Origin of the sequence: Levilactobacillus sp. LN180102 (genome assembly GCF_050106635.1) — a bacterium.
GTDB classification, from domain to species: Bacteria; Bacillota; Bacilli; order Lactobacillales; family Lactobacillaceae; genus Levilactobacillus; species Levilactobacillus brevis.
This window is the reverse complement of sequence record NZ_JBNIIX010000009.1, coordinates 1-15,898: the sequence shown is the minus strand read 5'-3', so window position 1 is coordinate 15,898 and position 15,898 is coordinate 1. Positions and strand designations below refer to the sequence as shown.

Annotated in this window: 13 protein-coding genes and 1 pseudogene; 1 reads left to right on the top strand and 13 read right to left on the bottom strand. The window is 43.3% G+C overall.

Annotation, left to right across the window (positions count from 1 at the left end):
• Positions 1-42 precede the first annotated feature (42 nt).
• The 4 genes from cydC to ACP4IT_RS06680 all read right to left on the bottom strand — a co-directional run bounded on the left by cydC (position 43) and on the right by ACP4IT_RS06680 (position 6,063).
• The gene (cydC, locus tag ACP4IT_RS06695) at positions 43-1,782 is read right to left on the bottom strand and encodes a thiol reductant ABC exporter subunit CydC (protein ID WP_039105295.1); all 1,740 of its coding nucleotides are present in this window, start codon (positions 1,780-1,782) and stop codon (positions 43-45) included.
• Positions 1,779-3,512, bottom strand: a complete 1,734-nt coding sequence (cydD, locus tag ACP4IT_RS06690; RefSeq protein WP_024855538.1) for a thiol reductant ABC exporter subunit CydD — start codon at positions 3,510-3,512, stop codon at positions 1,779-1,781. Before cydD ends, cydC begins: the two co-directional genes overlap by 4 nt.
• Before the next feature lie 96 nt (positions 3,513-3,608).
• Entirely contained in the window at positions 3,609-4,619 is a 1,011-nt protein-coding gene (gene cydB, locus ACP4IT_RS06685) for a cytochrome d ubiquinol oxidase subunit II (protein ID WP_021742718.1), read from the bottom strand.
• On the bottom strand, positions 4,612-6,063 hold the full coding sequence (locus ACP4IT_RS06680; RefSeq protein ID WP_139588308.1) for a cytochrome ubiquinol oxidase subunit I: 1,452 nt from the start codon (positions 6,061-6,063) through the stop codon (positions 4,612-4,614). Before ACP4IT_RS06680 ends, cydB begins: the two co-directional genes overlap by 8 nt.
• A gap of 288 nt (positions 6,064-6,351) precedes the next feature.
• Here ACP4IT_RS06680 and ACP4IT_RS06675 point away from each other — a divergent pair, with 288 nt between their 5' ends.
• Complete coding sequence (locus ACP4IT_RS06675) at positions 6,352-7,299, top strand: phosphoglycerate dehydrogenase (RefSeq protein WP_024855536.1); 948 nt, start codon at positions 6,352-6,354, stop codon at positions 7,297-7,299.
• A gap of 95 nt (positions 7,300-7,394) precedes the next feature.
• Here the strand turns inward: ACP4IT_RS06675 and rfbB (ACP4IT_RS06670) are convergent, their stop codons facing one another.
• The 9 genes and pseudogenes from rfbB (ACP4IT_RS06670) to ACP4IT_RS06630 form a co-directional block, all read right to left on the bottom strand.
• Positions 7,395-8,402, bottom strand: coding sequence for a dTDP-glucose 4,6-dehydratase (rfbB, locus tag ACP4IT_RS06670; protein ID WP_267160898.1), 1,008 nt, complete (start codon positions 8,400-8,402; stop codon positions 7,395-7,397).
• Positions 8,403-8,519: 117 nt separating this feature from the next.
• Positions 8,520-9,587: an LCP family protein gene (locus ACP4IT_RS06665; RefSeq protein ID WP_407337154.1), complete on the bottom strand. Its 1,068-nt coding sequence runs from the start codon at positions 9,585-9,587 to the stop codon at positions 8,520-8,522.
• A gap of 229 nt (positions 9,588-9,816) precedes the next feature.
• Positions 9,817-11,238, bottom strand: coding sequence for a polysaccharide biosynthesis C-terminal domain-containing protein (locus ACP4IT_RS06660; RefSeq protein WP_267160848.1), 1,422 nt, complete (start codon positions 11,236-11,238; stop codon positions 9,817-9,819).
• A 37-nt stretch (positions 11,239-11,275) separates the two neighbouring features.
• The gene (rfbD, locus tag ACP4IT_RS06655) at positions 11,276-12,109 is read right to left on the bottom strand and encodes a dTDP-4-dehydrorhamnose reductase (protein ID WP_407337156.1); all 834 of its coding nucleotides are present in this window, start codon (positions 12,107-12,109) and stop codon (positions 11,276-11,278) included.
• A gap of 15 nt (positions 12,110-12,124) precedes the next feature.
• Positions 12,125-13,153 carry a dTDP-glucose 4,6-dehydratase gene (rfbB, locus tag ACP4IT_RS06650; protein ID WP_407337158.1) on the bottom strand — a complete coding sequence of 343 codons (1,029 nt, stop codon included), beginning with the start codon at positions 13,151-13,153 and terminating at the stop codon, positions 12,125-12,127.
• 9 nt (positions 13,154-13,162) lie between these two features.
• Entirely contained in the window at positions 13,163-13,744 is a 582-nt protein-coding gene (rfbC, locus tag ACP4IT_RS06645; RefSeq protein WP_015474001.1) for a dTDP-4-dehydrorhamnose 3,5-epimerase, read from the bottom strand.
• A 2-nt stretch (positions 13,745-13,746) separates the two neighbouring features.
• Positions 13,747-14,616: a glucose-1-phosphate thymidylyltransferase RfbA gene (rfbA, locus tag ACP4IT_RS06640; protein ID WP_407337159.1), complete on the bottom strand. Its 870-nt coding sequence runs from the start codon at positions 14,614-14,616 to the stop codon at positions 13,747-13,749.
• Positions 14,617-14,639: 23 nt separating this feature from the next.
• Entirely contained in the window at positions 14,640-15,491 is an 852-nt protein-coding gene (locus tag ACP4IT_RS06635; RefSeq protein ID WP_267160801.1) for a glycosyltransferase, read from the bottom strand.
• A gap of 298 nt (positions 15,492-15,789) precedes the next feature.
• Positions 15,790-15,898: pseudogene (locus tag ACP4IT_RS06630) on the bottom strand (IS30 family transposase); the annotation flags it as partial.

Here is a 15,898-nt window from a genome sequence, read left to right as displayed (position 1 = left end):
GACGCCAGCCTAATCGACTGACGTCCCAAATTTCCTAAGACTTTAATGGCCGCGATCCAAATCATACAAAGCCCGAAAACGAGCATTATTTTGATACAGATCTTGCGGACTCCCTTGCATGTCGAACTGACCATGCTCAATGAAGCGGACCTGATCGACATGGTTAATCCCCGCCAAATGGTGCGTTACCCAGATGATCGTCTTATCATGTAGAACCTTAAAGACGGTATCCAACAAGTGTTGTTCCGTAATCGGGTCCAAGCTAACGGTAGGTTCATCTAAAATGATAATCGGTGCATCTTGAAGTAAGATCCGTGCCAAGGATAACCGCTGACGTTCACCGCCAGAAAAGCGGCTACCGGCCTCTTGAACCTGTGTATTATACCCATCGGGCAATCGGCTAATCAGCTCATCGAGTTCAACCGCCTTGACCGCCGCCCGAACGTCATCATCCGTCGCCTGCAAGTTTCCTAGCCGAACATTGTTCATCACGGTCGTGTTAAATAAATAGGGTTGTTGGTCAAGCACACCAAAGAGCTGTGCCCGTTGCGCCTGTAGTTGATCAATGGACACCCCATTTAAAGTAACCCGCCCGCTGTTGGGCTGTTCATCCCCTAAAATCAGTTTCAGCAGCGTACTTTTACCGGTACCGCTGGGACCCAGTAGCGCCAGTTTTTCTCCGGGATGTAACGTAAGCGATAAATCACTTAGGACTTCTCGTTTGGCCCCCGAATAAGTGAATCGCACATGATCCAGCGTCAAATCGGTAAGCGGCCCAATGGTGGTTTGTGCGACTGGTTGCTCCGGTGTGACCTCATCCAGACTGTTAACCCGCCGAATTGAATCCTGGTAGACTGGCCATTCACTAACGCCTTGACTCATATCAGCAAAGGGTTCCACGGCCGGAAATAGGGCCAAGCCAAACGCCGCTACCCAGTTAGCTTCTGCCTGATTATGCGTGAACGTCACGCCAGCCCACCACACAATTAGAACCACTGCGGCACCAAAAACAAACTGAATGGCAAAATTCCGCCACCACTGGAAATGGTGGTCAGCCCGCCGCAGGGTGGCAATGCGGTCGATGGGTTGCTCTTGTTGCTGCAAAAAAGCTTGTCGGCGGCCAGAAATCAACCAGTCCCCGAGCCCCAATACGGCATCTGTCAATTGGGTATAGAATTGCCGCTGGACTTGTCGCGCCTGAAATTCACGGCGACCATTTGCGGCGACCGATACTAACGGCATAACAATCACAATGACGCCCAATAAGATGAGCATGAGTAACCCAAAGGCCCAATTGAAGTAACCAATCCCAACAACGACAAATAAATACAATAGCCAACCAATCACTAACGGAAAGACCGTGCGCAAATAGAGGTTTTCAATGTGATCAATGTCATCAGCTAGAATACTGAGGACATCCCCCGTTTGATGCGTTTGCCGAATGGCAACGGCTTGCTTTTCCACTGCCTGATACAGGCGCTTACGAAAGTCCGAGACAATCCGCAATACCCAGTTATGACTGGTTAACCGTTCCGCGTAACGAAAGGCTGGCCGGCCGATCCCAAAGGCCCGGGCTAGGACAATCGGGACATAAATCATCAAAATATTATAAGGGTGTGTCGCTGCTCGACTAATCAGATAGCCGGAGTTAAACATCAACGCGCCACCACAAAAGAACGTCATAAAACCTAAGAACAGCACGAGTACCAACAACTTGCGGTAACGTCGCAGATAAGGCATTACCCAGTGGTCGTGCTTAAAGGTTGTCAAGAAACCCTTCATTTGGTCGTCGCCCCTTCCATCTCTGATCGTAGCCGGACGTAAGCCCCATTGCGGCGTTGTAAGTCGTCAGGTGTTCCCTGTTCCACAATTTTGCCGTGATCCAGAACTAAAATATAATCCATTTCGTTCATCCAGTGAAGCCGGTGCGTGGCAAAGAAAACCACGTGATTCTCAAAGACCGGTAGCATCGTTTGCTTCAATTCAACTTCGGTTTCAATATCTAAGTGGGCAGTCGGCTCATCAAACAATAGAATCCGCCGGGAATCATCCAGGAAGGCCCGGGCTAACGCAATCCGTTGCGCTTGCCCCCCACTGACGCCACGAGCACCTTCGCCAATCGGCGTCGCTAAACCATCAGGTAGACTGGCAATCCAGTCTTGCAATCCGGCTTTATCCGCAGCAGCTGCAACCGCGTCATCACTGGCATCAGGTGCGTAGAAAGCCAGATTATCCCGTAAGCTGGCATGGAATAAATAGGGTGACTGCGGAATATAGACAAAACTGTGCTGCCAAGCCGTTTGATCCAAATGTGGCACTGTCACATCATTCACTGTGATTTGGCCGTCACGCGGGCTGAGAAAGCCGCCTAAGGTATTAATCAGCGTCGACTTCCCTGAACCAGAAGCACCAATAATACCAATCTTTTGAAACCCTTGAACGCGAAAATTCAAGTCATGAAGTGTCGGTGCCCCATCACCGTAGCTCACATTGACGTGTTCAAACTGAATCGTGTCGTCTGCTTGCCAAACCGGATTGCGTTCAGGCAATAACGTCCGATCAGTCGGCACTGGCCGCTGTAAGACATCCAAGACCGCTGTTAGGGCATTCTTCCCATTCAACGTCGCATGATAATCATTGGCAAAATTACGAATAGGGGCAAAATAATCGGGTGCCAACGTTAAAATAACCAGCGCTGGCAACAGCTGAATCGTACTATCCATTAACCCAAAACCTAAAAAGACCGCCACAATAGCAATCGATAACGTGGTAAAGAAATCGAGCGCAAAGGTCGATGTCATAGCAATGGTCAGTGTGGCCATCGTTTTCTTGCGATAATCTTCACTGACTTGATAGACGTTATCGGCATACTGTTCATTTAGCCCCAACTGTTTAAGCGTGGGCAGACCCCGCAGGGTATCCACAAAATGGTTGGAGAGCCGTTGATATCCGGCATATTGCCGGTCGGCTCTGGCTTGTGCTGCTAGTCCCAGAATAATCATAAAAAGAATAATTAAGGGGTAAATAGCCAGTAAGAACAGCGCCTCTTTCCACTGAATGGTTGCAATGTAGATCAGGACTAGCCACGGCGTAATCGACAGATCCACCACCTTACCGATAATCATCATCAGATAGGTCTGAATCTTGTCAATGCCCTCTAGCCCCATGGTAACGACATTCCCGGTCCCCTTTTCGGCGACAACGCTGGGGCCAAGGTCAAATAACTTCGCCATAAACTGTTGCCGTAAGGTCTTGGTGCTTTTCTCCACAAAAGGATAGAGACACCAGTTCTTGAAAACGGTTAATAAATGTCGCGCCAAAAACGCTACCGCAAATAACGCCAAGGGTGTGACAATGGTGCCAACGGGCTGTTGACGCCATAACCGGACGATGGCCACAGATAAGTATTGGGCCTGCAGAATAATCATAATGGCTTGAACGATGGTTAGAATCGTCTCAATCACCATCGCCGGCTTAATACCCGGAAATTTGAAAACACGTTGATCAATCAAAAAAACGCCCCCCCGTAACAAGTGATAACACTAATGCTATGATAGCATTTTTCGCGTGTCAGAACTTGCTGAAGCGGCGTTTTCGCTGAATTTTATTTAAGCATTTTGTTTCGGTGACGCTAAACGCTTGTAGAAGACCCAGTAGCTCCAGATGAAGTAGATCAGGACGATTGGCAAGATGCTAAAGGTCAAGATGGTCATCAGGTGTAACGTGTACGGGGAGTTCGAAGAGTTCTTGATTAGTAAGGAGTAAGCCGGATTGTTGGCTACCATGACCCGTGGGAATAACCCATTAAAGATCAAAACCACAACGCTAATCAAGCCTAGACCACTACCGATAAAGGACAACCATTCATGATTCTTTAAGACGCCCCAGTAAGCTAAGCAGGTAAAGACAACTAACGCGACTACAATGGCCGTCGTGGTCATCGGCTTCTTACTGAAGAAATCTGTAAAGAAGAATAAGAGAATGGCAAAGACGACCTCACCGGCAAAGAGTACCGGATAGAGAACCTTATTCCAAGACAAAGCACGTTCACGCAGTTCACCGGTGGTCTTCAACCGAATGAAGTTCAACCCATGAACCAGACAGAGGACCACAATGGCCACCCCACCGACGATGGAGAACAGGTTCACGTAATCAAAGAAGTGCGCTGTCATATCGCCGTTCTTATCAATAGGCATCCCCTTAATCATGGATGTAAATAGCATCCCGAAGAGAAAGGCGGCACAGAAACTACCAATCGTACCAGCCCATTCCCAAAAGGTCCGCCAACGCTGAGTTTCCATGTTAGCCCGGAATTCAAAGGAGACTCCCCGGAAAATCAAGGCGGCTAGAATGCAGAATAAGACGAGGTAATACCCAGAAAACAGGGTGGCATACCACATTGGGAATGAGGCAAACATTGCCCCACCAGCTGTAATCAGCCATACTTCGTTACCGTCCCAGTGAGGTCCAATGGAACGGATAACCACGTCACGTTCAGCATCATTTTTGGCAAAGCTCTTAATCAACATGCCGACGCCGAAGTCAAACCCTTCAAGGAAGAAGAACCCACTGAACAAGACGCCAATCAGAATAAACCAGAGTAATTGTAGACTAGTCATGGTTGAACGCCCCCTTCGAATATGGATCAAGCTCGGTATCACTCGTGGCATAACCATCTGTGTTGTCGACGTCTGGACCAGCCTTCAAAGCTCGATGACTGAGCACAACCATCACAAGCCCCATCCCAGCAAACATTAAGAAGTAGACGATGTTACTGGTCAGTAACGAGGCTACGGAAACATTTGGTGAAACGGCATCAGCGATCGTCAACAGGCCATAAACAATCCATGGGTAGCGACCAAACTCAGTGACAAACCACCCAGCCGTGTTAACGACGAATGGTAACCAGAGGCATAGTCCCATGATGTATAAGAACCACCGCTGCTTCATGATAGCCTGTGACTTCTTACGGTTCATAATCAATCCAACAATGGCCAATAAGGCAAACAAAGCGCCAGCACCGGCCATAATCCGGAAGCTCCAGAACAAGGTATTGGTTGGGACGTAGTAATTCATATCGCTACCAAACTTCTTGTCATACTTGGCATGTAACTCCTTATTGATGGTGTTCATGCCTTTAACGGTCCCGGTCGTCTTGTGATAACTTAATAAGTTCAAAACATATGGCACGTCGATCGACCACGTCGACTTGTGTTGCTTAGTGTCGAAGGTGGAAACCGCCGACCATTCACCCTTGTTGGTGGAGTCCTTATAGAGCCCTTCCATGGCAGCGAACTTCATTGGTTGATTGTTAATCAGATAACGGGTTTGGAAGTCCCCACTGGCGATAGAACCTAGTGAGAAAATCAACCCAATGACTAAGGCAACGTTCATGGACTTACGGTAGAAGGACACGTGGTCTTTCTTGAGTAAGCGCCAAGCACAGCAGCCGGCAATCACAAACGAAGCGGTTACAAATGCCCCAAAAATTACGTGCGGAAATTCATTCCACAGTTGCGGGTTCCCCACAACTTGACCGAAACTCGTCATTTGGACGTGTCCAGTCTTTTGGTTGATGATGTAACCCAATGGATTTTGCATGAAACTATTGGCAGCCAAGATCCATAAGGCAGACAGTGATGACCCGAACATGACCAACCAAATAAATAACGTGTGAACCCATTTGTTAAATCGATCCCAAGTAAACATCCACATCCCAATAAACGTGGATTCCAGGAAGAATGCGGCGAGGGCTTCAATGGCTAATGGCGCACCGAAGATGTCCCCCATAAAACGTGAGTATTCCGACCAGTTCATCCCAAATTGGAACTCTTGAATGATCCCGGTCACAACCCCAACGGCAAAGCTATACAGGAAAATTTTGCCCCAGAACTGCGCCATTTTCTTGTAATCCTCATCACCCTTGATTGCGTACATCGTTTCCATCACGGCCACGACAAACGCCAGACCGATTGACAACGGTACGAAGAAAAAGTGAAACACCGTTGTCATGGCGAACTGGAAACGGGCAAGCCCAAGGATATCCAGACCCAGATTGAACATTGTTCTAACCTCCCCAATCGTTGTTAGTGTAAATAAATAATTGCTGTCTTGACTTCATTATATCGAGTGATAAGTCAAGTTTCAATGATTGGTTACGAATATCTGCAAAGTTTGTGGTATTTGTGCGATTTTTCACCGCATTTTGTTCGGTCAACTCCGTAACAGATTTGAAAAGGTGTCGCATATCATGTAACCGGTTACTTTAGCGCCCGAAGATTTTTATGCGAGAAATTAACAAACACGTGCTAAAATAAGAGTAACCGAACGAAGTTAAGGAGGCCTTTTGTGATGACAGAAAAAATTCTTGCATTTCAAGCATTAACGCCCGCTCAGACCCGTGAATTGGCGGATCAAGACGTGACGGTCGTCCCCGCTAGTGAGTGGCAAAGTGCCACAGAGATTAGTATCATCTTTGGGTGGAGCCGCCAACATGGTTTGGCAGTCCTCCAAAACCCAGCTAACCAGGTGAAGTGGATTCAGACGGTCAGTGCAGGGATTGATTATCTCCCACTTGATTGGATTCGCGAACACCATATTCAGGTTACCAATGCCAGTGGTGCTTACTCGGGCGCAATTGCCGAATCAACATTGGGCTACCTGCTATACTTCTTACGTGGCTTCAATGAAGCCATAAAGAATCAGGCTGGTCACTTCTGGCAACAACCGGCTCGGAGTGACTTGGATGTGTTAGCTAACCAGAAGGTCGTTATTTATGGGACCGGAAGTATTGGTCAAGCCATTGCCAACCTGCTAAACGGCTTTGGCAACTACCCATTTGGCGTTAACCGATCTGGGCATGGCGTGACGGGTTTCCAAGGTGCAGTTGCCATGCAAGATGATGCTGACTTGGTCAAGGATGCAGATATTATTATCAATGCGATGCCCGCAACAGCAGAGACCACTCATTACTTTAATGAAGCTTACTTTAACCAACTGAACGGACTCCGAATTTTCGTGAATGTTGGTCGAGGAAAGTCAGTTGATGAGCAGGCACTGATGCACGCCCTACTCTATCAAAACGTCTTACATGCAGCCCTAGATGTTTTCGAAAATGAACCACTACCTAAGGACTCTAAACTGTGGAATTACCCGAACGTCTTAATCACTCCCCACCAAACTGGTTTTGCGCCAGACAACGCCTTACCAATCTTCGATTATCTTCGCGATAACGTTGAAAGTTTTGTGCAGGATGGTTCACTACACGTTAATGTGGCGGATGTGTCACGGGGATATTAATTAATAGGAACGCAAAAGAGATACGATGATTTTATTGATTGAAATCGTCGCATCTCTTTTTTTGTCGCATTGAAACAGCGGACCTTGTTTACAGTTCACTGCCCATGTACCCGATACCCGGCCTCAACCTGAGCTTTTACCGGCCGCCACCAACTCTCATTTGCACGGTACCAGTCAATGGTTTGCTGTAAGCCGGCTTCAAAGTCGGTGACCTCTGGCTGCCACCCTAGCTCATTGCGAAGCTTTGTTGCATCAATCGCATAACGTCGATCATGCCCCGCTCGGTCAGCTACCCAATCGAAAGCATCGGCAGACCGACCCATTAGCTTCAAAATAAGGGCTAAAACATCACGATTACTCCGTTCACCATTAGCACCAATCAAGTACGTCTGACCAATCTCACCATGCATCAGAATCTCCCAAACTGCCCGCGAATGATCACTCACATGAATCCAATCGCGCACGTTCATCCCCTGTCCATATAGCTTAGGCCGTCGACCACTTAAAATATTGGTAATTTGACGTGGGATAAACTTTTCAACATATTGGTAAGGACCGTAATTGTTAGAACAGTTCGAAATTGTTGCCCGCAGTCCAAACGACCGAACCCACGCCCGAACCAACATGTCGGCACTGGCCTTGGTTGCGGCGTAAGGACTGCTAGGATTATACCGGCTATCAGACGTAAACATTGCGGTACTCCCGGTAGAACGTAATGGAAGATCACCATACACTTCATCCGTAGAAATTTGATGAAACCGCACATTATATTTGTGGCAGGCTTGAAGTAACGTATACGTACCCACGATATTTGTCTGAACAAATGGATCCGGATTATGTAGTGAGCGGTCGTTATGGCTCTCAGCGGCGTAATGTACCACCGCATCGGTCTGAGAGACCAGTCGATCAACTAATCCAGCATCAGTGATGTCCCCAACGACTAATCGAACTCGTTCAGCTGGCAAATCGGCTAAATTAGCACGATTGCCAGCATAGGTTAGCTTGTCGAGCACTGTTACATCAGTCGTTGGATGCTCTCGGACAATGTCATGCACAAAGTTGGCACCTATGAAGCCCGCTCCGCCAGTAACTAATAAATGCATCGTTCACCCGCTCCTTCTTTCAAAGCTTATCTGACTTCAGTCTAGCTTATCTGATGGTAAAAGAAAACAGCGGAAGCACTTAGCTTACCACTGCTTTCTAAATACCCTCTATTCTGCTTAATAACCGTATCCATAATCACTATTGTTTGTTCCGCTATTGGCGGTTGTTGCATTTGTCCCCGTACTAGAGCTGGAGCGACTCTTACTCTTCGAATTCGTACTACTAAAAACCGCAATTGATCCAGTCTTCTTATATGATAAGCTCAATCCATTACGAATAAAGTTCGTCACACGTTGGAGTTCGGACTTTTTCATAACTTCCATGCTCTGGTCGTTAAGTTCCTTACCAGTCCCTTGGAGGTGTGTTTCCTTCAAGTTTTTGGTGGCTGACCGATAATTCTGCGCTAAACTCGTTAAATCATCAAAGGTTAAATCAGTTTGTGTTTGCTTAGCTAAAGAACTGATGAAGCTCTGATTAAGTAATGTTGAGATTGAACCACTCTTCTTAACCAACGCCATCAGAACAGCCCGTTGCCGCTTCTGTCGGCCATAGTCATTGTCTGGATCATCATACCGCATCCGAGAATAAGCCAATGCTTTCTTCCCATTCATGTGGGCTTTAACACCTTTTTTAAAAGTGTAGCCTTCATAAGTAAAGCCTAACGTTGGCGTAACATCAACACCACCAACCTGATCAATAACTTTTTCCATACCACCCATGTTAATTAACGCATAAAAGTCGATAGGAATATTTAACATTTTTTGAACCGTACCGATAGTGGTTTTTGCTTGCCCCCAAGCATAAGCTGCGTTAATTTTCGAAGGTGACTGACTAGCAAAACCAGGAATCGTTACCGCTGTGTCCCGCGGAACACTCGTAATTGTGGTTTTATTAGTAGTCGGATTTAAGGTCACAACCATCATACTGTCGGTTCGTCCCTTATAGCTCCGACCCAATGCGCCCGTATCAGTTCCCAATAGGAGAATTGAGATGGGCTTCTTACCAGCTAATTGTTTATTTACATCACGTTCTTTAGTTATACCAGATGCATTAAACGAACTGTTGACAGCATTCTTAATGCTTCTGTAGCGTGTCATGCCATACGCTGAACCACCAATTAAAAGCAGTAGAACAACAATAAAAGTTGTGTTACGAACTGTATGTTTTCTTCTTCTATGCTGCATTTTTGTTAAGCGTCCCTTCAAAACTGTCAGAATTGACTTACCTTAGTTACTCTATTTTACTGTTCCCATAAATCTTTGAATATTAACCAGTGTCTTTGATAAATTGGTAGTAATCATTTGGAAATTTATTGTTGGGTAAAATAATATGACAAACGATTAAAATAATTTCGATTGTTTCACATACGTGAATATATCCTGTCTCCATTTTATATTCTCACTCAAGTCTTCCTTATTTACGATCTTTAACTAATTTAATAATCGATTTTATCGCTTGAACTCGAAACAAAATTAGTAGCACTAAGTAGGTAAATATACCAGCCATAATTTCTAATAGCAACATTGTCCAACTAACTGGTAGCGTCGTATCCAAAACCTCTACAACAATAAACATTCCCAGGCCAGCACACATACATTTCCCAAAGCCCTCAAACATTCGATGGAAATTTACTTGATTTCGGACAGAAAACAGTTGATATCCTGATACTACTGCCTCTGAAATTACCGTTGTAATAACAGCTCCCCGTGCTCCCCAAAAATAAATTAACGGTATATTCATTATCACATTAACAAAAGCACCAAGTATTACAGAACTTGTATAACTTTTCATTTGCTTTGTCGGTAATAAATACTGATTACCAACTACACTTCCCCAAGAGATAAATAAAATAACAATGGCTTCCATTATCAATAATGACGTAACTACTTTGAACTTGTCAGAAAAAAATAGAGGAACTAGTTTGGGTGTTACGGCAACAAGCCCAAACATCATCGGTACTGCCATAATATTTACAAATGCAAATCCTCTATATAAGTAAATTTTAGTTTTTTCTTTCTCACCTTTTGCAAACGCATTTGCAACATGAGGCAACATAACAGTTCCTGTTGCAGTTACAATTGCTAAAACCATCTTTATCAATTTATCGGACTGATCGAAATAGCCCGCAGCTTCAACCGATGTCATAAGCCCCAACATTGTTTTATTTACAATAAGGTAAATCTGTGTCGCCATTTGAGGAATAAATAAGACTAAAGATGGTAACAAGTGTTTCCACAAATGCAACTTACTTAGTTCTGGCAAATACACATACCTTTTTAGACTAGGAAATAGTGTTAAATTCCCCACGAGTAACGACAAAGAAAGAATTAGGATATAATTAGTCAAATCACTTTCAGACCTTACAAAAACAAAGATTGAAAATAGTGTAATGATTTTAACTATGAAGTTTCTCAACACCGTTACTGCAAAGTTTTCTACTCCCATAAAAAACCAAGAAATATCAAATGCCGCTGCAATCAGCGAAATTGACTGAGCCAGATAATATATCTGGTATTGACTCGTTAACACCAAGAAAATCAAAAAAAATAGATATGCTATTAGTATAGTTAACATACGCATGAAAAAAATCTCATAAAAAGTTCTTGAAAGAGCGTCTTTATCATCACGTATAAAAGCGACTTGCCTGTTTCCATACAAGTTCACACCGATGCTACCAAATAGAATAAAATATTGGATAACAGAATTAGTATAAGAATTAATTCCAACTCCTGTAGGTCCCAATATTCTTGCTAAGTAGGGGATCGTAACTAACGGAACTAATAAAACAAATACTTGATAGGACGCATTGTATACATAGTTTTTAATGACTTGCACGCACTTTACCTCCCCTACTTTGAAACTCTAGTAAGTCCTATAATTTTGCCTGTTTCAACGCCTCCGACCAGGTTGGAATCTCAAATCCAGTCGCCTTAACCTTATCCAAACTCATCACAGAATGCTTCGGTCGATAAGCTTTTTGTGGAAAAGCTGTAGAATCAACTGGCTCAACTTGAACTTGAGTATCCTTTAAAATCTCACAAGCAAAATCATACCAAGAACAACTGTCATCATTGGACAATTGATATAACCCATACGCCAATTTCTCTTCAACCGCGTAACCCATAAATTCAGCCAAAGTCTTTGTCCAAGTCGGCCGACCAATCTGGTCATTAACCACGGTCAATTTATCATGTGTTTGGGCTAGCTTCATCATGGTAAATACAAAATTATTCCCATACTTGCCAAATACCCATGAAGTTCGAACAATGTAGTAGTGACTCATAATTTCTCGAACTGCTTGTTCTCCTTGGTACTTAGCTAAGCCATATTCATTCTTAGGATTAACGGCATCTGTCTCCAAATACATATCTGACTTAGTCCCGTCAAATACATAATCTGTACTGATATATACCAACGTCGCCCCGATCTTTTCAGCCGCTTGGGCCAGATTCCGTGTTCCAGAAACATTAACCGCGTAATTCGCTGTCTTTCCTGGCTCCTCTTCTGCGGCCTCAACCGCCGTATAAGCCGCGCAATCATACACTACATCTGGTTGATTGCTTTCAAAGTAAGTATCAACTGCCATTTTTTTTGTAATATCCAGTTGCTTGGAGTCCGTAGCCATGTAGTCAACGCCACGTTTGTCTAATAATTGACGGAGTTCTGTTCCTAACTGCCCGTTTGCGCCTGTGATTAAGATTTTCATACTATCAGTTAACTCCTATTGTCCATTTCGCGCATATTTAGCTTCAACTTCCGCCTTTTCTGCTCGCCACCAGTCTTCATGCGCCTGGTACCAGTTAATCGTATGCTGTAATCCCGTCTCAAAGTCAGTATATTCAGGTTGCCAACCCAAATCTTCACGTAACTTAGTCGAATCAATCGCATACCGTAAATCGTGGCCCGGACGGTCTTTCACCTGGTCATAAGCATCGCTAGGCTGCCCCATTAACTTCAAGATAAGCTCCAAAACATCTTGATTATTCTTCTCACCATTAGCACCGATCAAATAGGTCTCACCAATTTCACCTTGGGTTAAAATCGTCCAGACAGCTCGTGAATGATCATTAGTATGAATCCAATCTCGCACATTCTTACCCGTACCGTATAGTTTCGGACGAATCCCACTTAGAATATTGGTAATTTGCCGAGGAATAAATTTCTCAATGTGCTGATATGGGCCATAATTATTTGAACAGTTAGAAATAGTAGCTTTCAGACCAAACGATCGAACCCAAGCACGAACTAATAGATCGGAGCTAGCCTTTGAAGACGAGTATGGACTGCTAGGTCGATATGGGCTATCCGGTGTAAACTTCTCACCAATACCCTCACCGTGGCCCGGCAAGTCTTCACGTAATGGTAAATCTCCATAGACTTCATCCGTTGATACATGATGGAACCGAACATCATGATTACGACAGGCCTGAATCAATGTATATGTGCCAACAATATTAGTTTGGATAAACGGCGATGGATCTAGTAATGAATTATCATTGTGACTTTCGGCCGCATAATGAACAACCGCATCAGCCTTCTGAACCAACCGATCTACCAACTGAGCATCACAAATATCTCCAACAACCAATTCAACTCGGTCGGCCGGTAGTCCGGCTAGGTTAGCCCGGTTACCTGCATATGTCAATTTGTCTAATACGGTAACATGCACTCCCGGATGATTGGCAATAACATAATGAACAAAGTTAGATCCGATAAAGCCGGCACCACCGGTCACAATCAAATTTCTCATGACTTCCTCCTAAATTTCGCCATAAACAAATGGATTATCCTTTTCGAACTCAGCAAAAGTTGGCTGTTGTGCATCCTTTTCAGATGTAATTGCTTGATCAAAGTCGATCGGCCAGTCAATATTTAACTCAGCGTCCTTAAACGTGATACCGCCATCAGCATCAGCATCGTAATAATTGTCACACTTATATAAGAAATTTACGTTATCTGTTAACGTTACAAAACCGTGAGCATAGCCTTTGGGTACTAATAACTGACGATGATTGCTTGCGGAAATGATGTACCCTTCCCATTGCTTATATGTAGGTGAGCCCTTTCGAACATCCACAATCACATCAAGAACTGCCCCGCTAACAACGCGAATCAATTTTGTTTGAGCTGCTTGCCCCCGTTGAAAATGCAAGCCTCGCAAAACCCCTGCCTGTGCTGATAACGAGTGGTTATCTTGAATGAAGTTGAAGTTAATACCCGCAGCCTTAAAATCACGATCTGAATAAGTCTCTGTAAAAAAGCCACGATTATCACCAAAAATAGCTGGTTCAATAATCTTAACATCCTGTAGTTTTGTTTCCGTTATTTTTAGTTTGCCCACAATTAATCCCTCCCGATTAATCTTAATAAATACTGTCCATAATCATTTTTCTTTAGTGGCTGTGCCAATTCATAAACTTTATCGGCATCAATATACCCCATCCGATAAGCAACTTCTTCCAAACACGCCACCTTTAGGTTTTGCCGCTTTTGAACGGTCGCAATGAAACTACCAGCAGCCTGAAGTGAGTCGTGTGTTCCTGTATCTAGCCACGCAAAACCTCGTCCCATCAGTTCAACATCAAGTTTATCTTTAGCCAGATAAGCTTGATTAATATCTGTGATCTCCAATTCACCACGAGCTGATGGTCGAATACCCTGAGCGATGTCAACCACTTGGTTATCATAAAAATACATGCCAGTAACCGCATAGTTACTTGCAGGATGTTTGGGCTTTTCGACGATAGACTTGGCATGCATATTCTCATCAAAATCCACCACCCCAAAACGTTCAGGATCATTGACATGATAGCCAAATACTGTAGCTCCTTGAACTTTTTTTGCAGCACGTTGCAACATATCCGACAAGCCACCACCATAGTAAATATTATCGCCTAGAATTAAACAGACTGAATCATCACCGATAAATTCTTTACCGATGATGAAAGCTTCAGCTAATCCATTGGGATTCTTTTGGACAGCATAGGAAATATTTAGCCCCAGGTCATGACCGTTGCCAAACAAGTCCTCAAATCGTGGTGTATCTACTGGTGTGGAAATGATTAATATATCTTGAATTCCAGCTAACATAAGCGTTGATAAGGGATAATAAATCATTGGCTTATCATAAACTGGTATCAGCTGTTTTGATACGACTTTGGTGATTGGGTAAAGTCTTGTTCCCGAACCACCTGCTAATATAATGCCCTTCATAAAAACACCTCCTTGAGTACGTCTCACCTATTTAGTATTCGCAAAACAGAATTATCAAAATTATTTACAAATTTAGTTATGATTTGGTAAGCTTTTCCAACATGATAATACTTCGTTAACACGTATAGCCTACTAGCATCGTTAATTTTTTTAAAGGAAACTTTTTTCAGTGATGTAGAACCTCTTCCAATGTGCTTATAATTAGAATCCGTGAGTATATAACTCTGCCTACCAACTTTTGCCATCTTAGCGTATAAGATTTCTTCTTCATAATATAAAAAGGTTCCCTTATCGAAATATCCAATGTTTTTGAACAAATCTTGTTTCACTCCAAAAAAAGCTCCTAAAACTACGTCCACTCTTCTATACGCCTTATTCTTGTTAAGGGTATAGTGCCCACCCTCGCGCATTCCTAATTTTAATAAAAACCATTTGAGTATCCAAAAATTATACACAAATGAACTAATCGGTGTCATATGGTGCCATGCATTATCTACAGTGCCATTTAAAGCAGAAGAAACTATCGCTGCTTTTTTATTTTCCAAAATAAAATTGCTAATACTGTCGATACTTTTTCTATTAACCACAACATCCGGATTTACAATAAAAACTACATTCTCTTCCGAGACTCCCCATTTTTTTTCAGCAAATACTAAACCAAAATTGTTTCCTTCTGCATATCCACCATTTTTTTCAGACTCCACAACAAAAACTTGTCGGCTTCTGTTGAAATTCTTTTTTAAAAATAAGTAAGAATTATTTGGAGAAGCATTATCCACAATGATAATTCTATCCATACCCGCTTCAATTAATATCTGTGCACATTCAATTGTTTGAGAGTAATTTTTATAATTAAGCACAATTGCAATGTTCACTACTAACACTCCTCAATCAAATACTGCTGAACTGTTTTTTCTCCATCTATTACGCTGATCCATTTTTCTTTGTATGTCAGCACAAAGAAAAAACTCTCCGAGCTGTTAATATAATGTTTAATATTCACTGTAATCTTCTCATTCCAAAACTGCCTAGTTATTAATCCATACGGATTAATAACCCTCATGTCATTCCATTCTTGTCGAATAAGTGGAATATACCTTACTGCTGCAAAGTATGCTTTAAAATTAGAAAAATAATCGATTTCTAAAATTGGATCAAAGGTAGATTGCAAATTTAATCCGAATTTTTGGACAAATTTGTCAGCATAACCTGATACGGTGTTTGCCAGTCGAGTATTTTAAGCGGTCGCTGGTTAATTTGGAGTAACGTCGTCGTTAAATCT

Bases quoted from the DNA above. Each gene is read 5' to 3' on its own strand.
- cydC (WP_039105295.1), bottom strand. From the start codon at position 1,782: ATGAAGGGTTTCTTGACAACCTTTAAGCACGACCACTGGGTAATGCCT.
- cydB (WP_021742718.1), bottom strand. From the start codon at position 4,619: ATGACTAGTCTACAATTACTCTGGTTTATTCTGATTGGCGTCTTGTTC.
- ACP4IT_RS06680 (WP_139588308.1), bottom strand. From the start codon at position 6,063: ATGTTCAATCTGGGTCTGGATATCCTTGGGCTTGCCCGTTTCCAGTTC.
- ACP4IT_RS06675 (WP_024855536.1), top strand. From the start codon at position 6,352: ATGACAGAAAAAATTCTTGCATTTCAAGCATTAACGCCCGCTCAGACC.
- rfbB (WP_267160898.1), bottom strand. From the start codon at position 8,402: ATGCATTTATTAGTTACTGGCGGAGCGGGCTTCATAGGTGCCAACTTT.
- ACP4IT_RS06665 (WP_407337154.1), bottom strand. From the start codon at position 9,587: ATGCAGCATAGAAGAAGAAAACATACAGTTCGTAACACAACTTTTATT.
- rfbD (WP_407337156.1), bottom strand. From the start codon at position 12,109: ATGAAAATCTTAATCACAGGCGCAAACGGGCAGTTAGGAACAGAACTC.
- rfbB (WP_407337158.1), bottom strand. From the start codon at position 13,153: ATGAGAAATTTGATTGTGACCGGTGGTGCCGGCTTTATCGGATCTAAC.
- rfbA (WP_407337159.1), bottom strand. From the start codon at position 14,616: ATGAAGGGCATTATATTAGCAGGTGGTTCGGGAACAAGACTTTACCCA.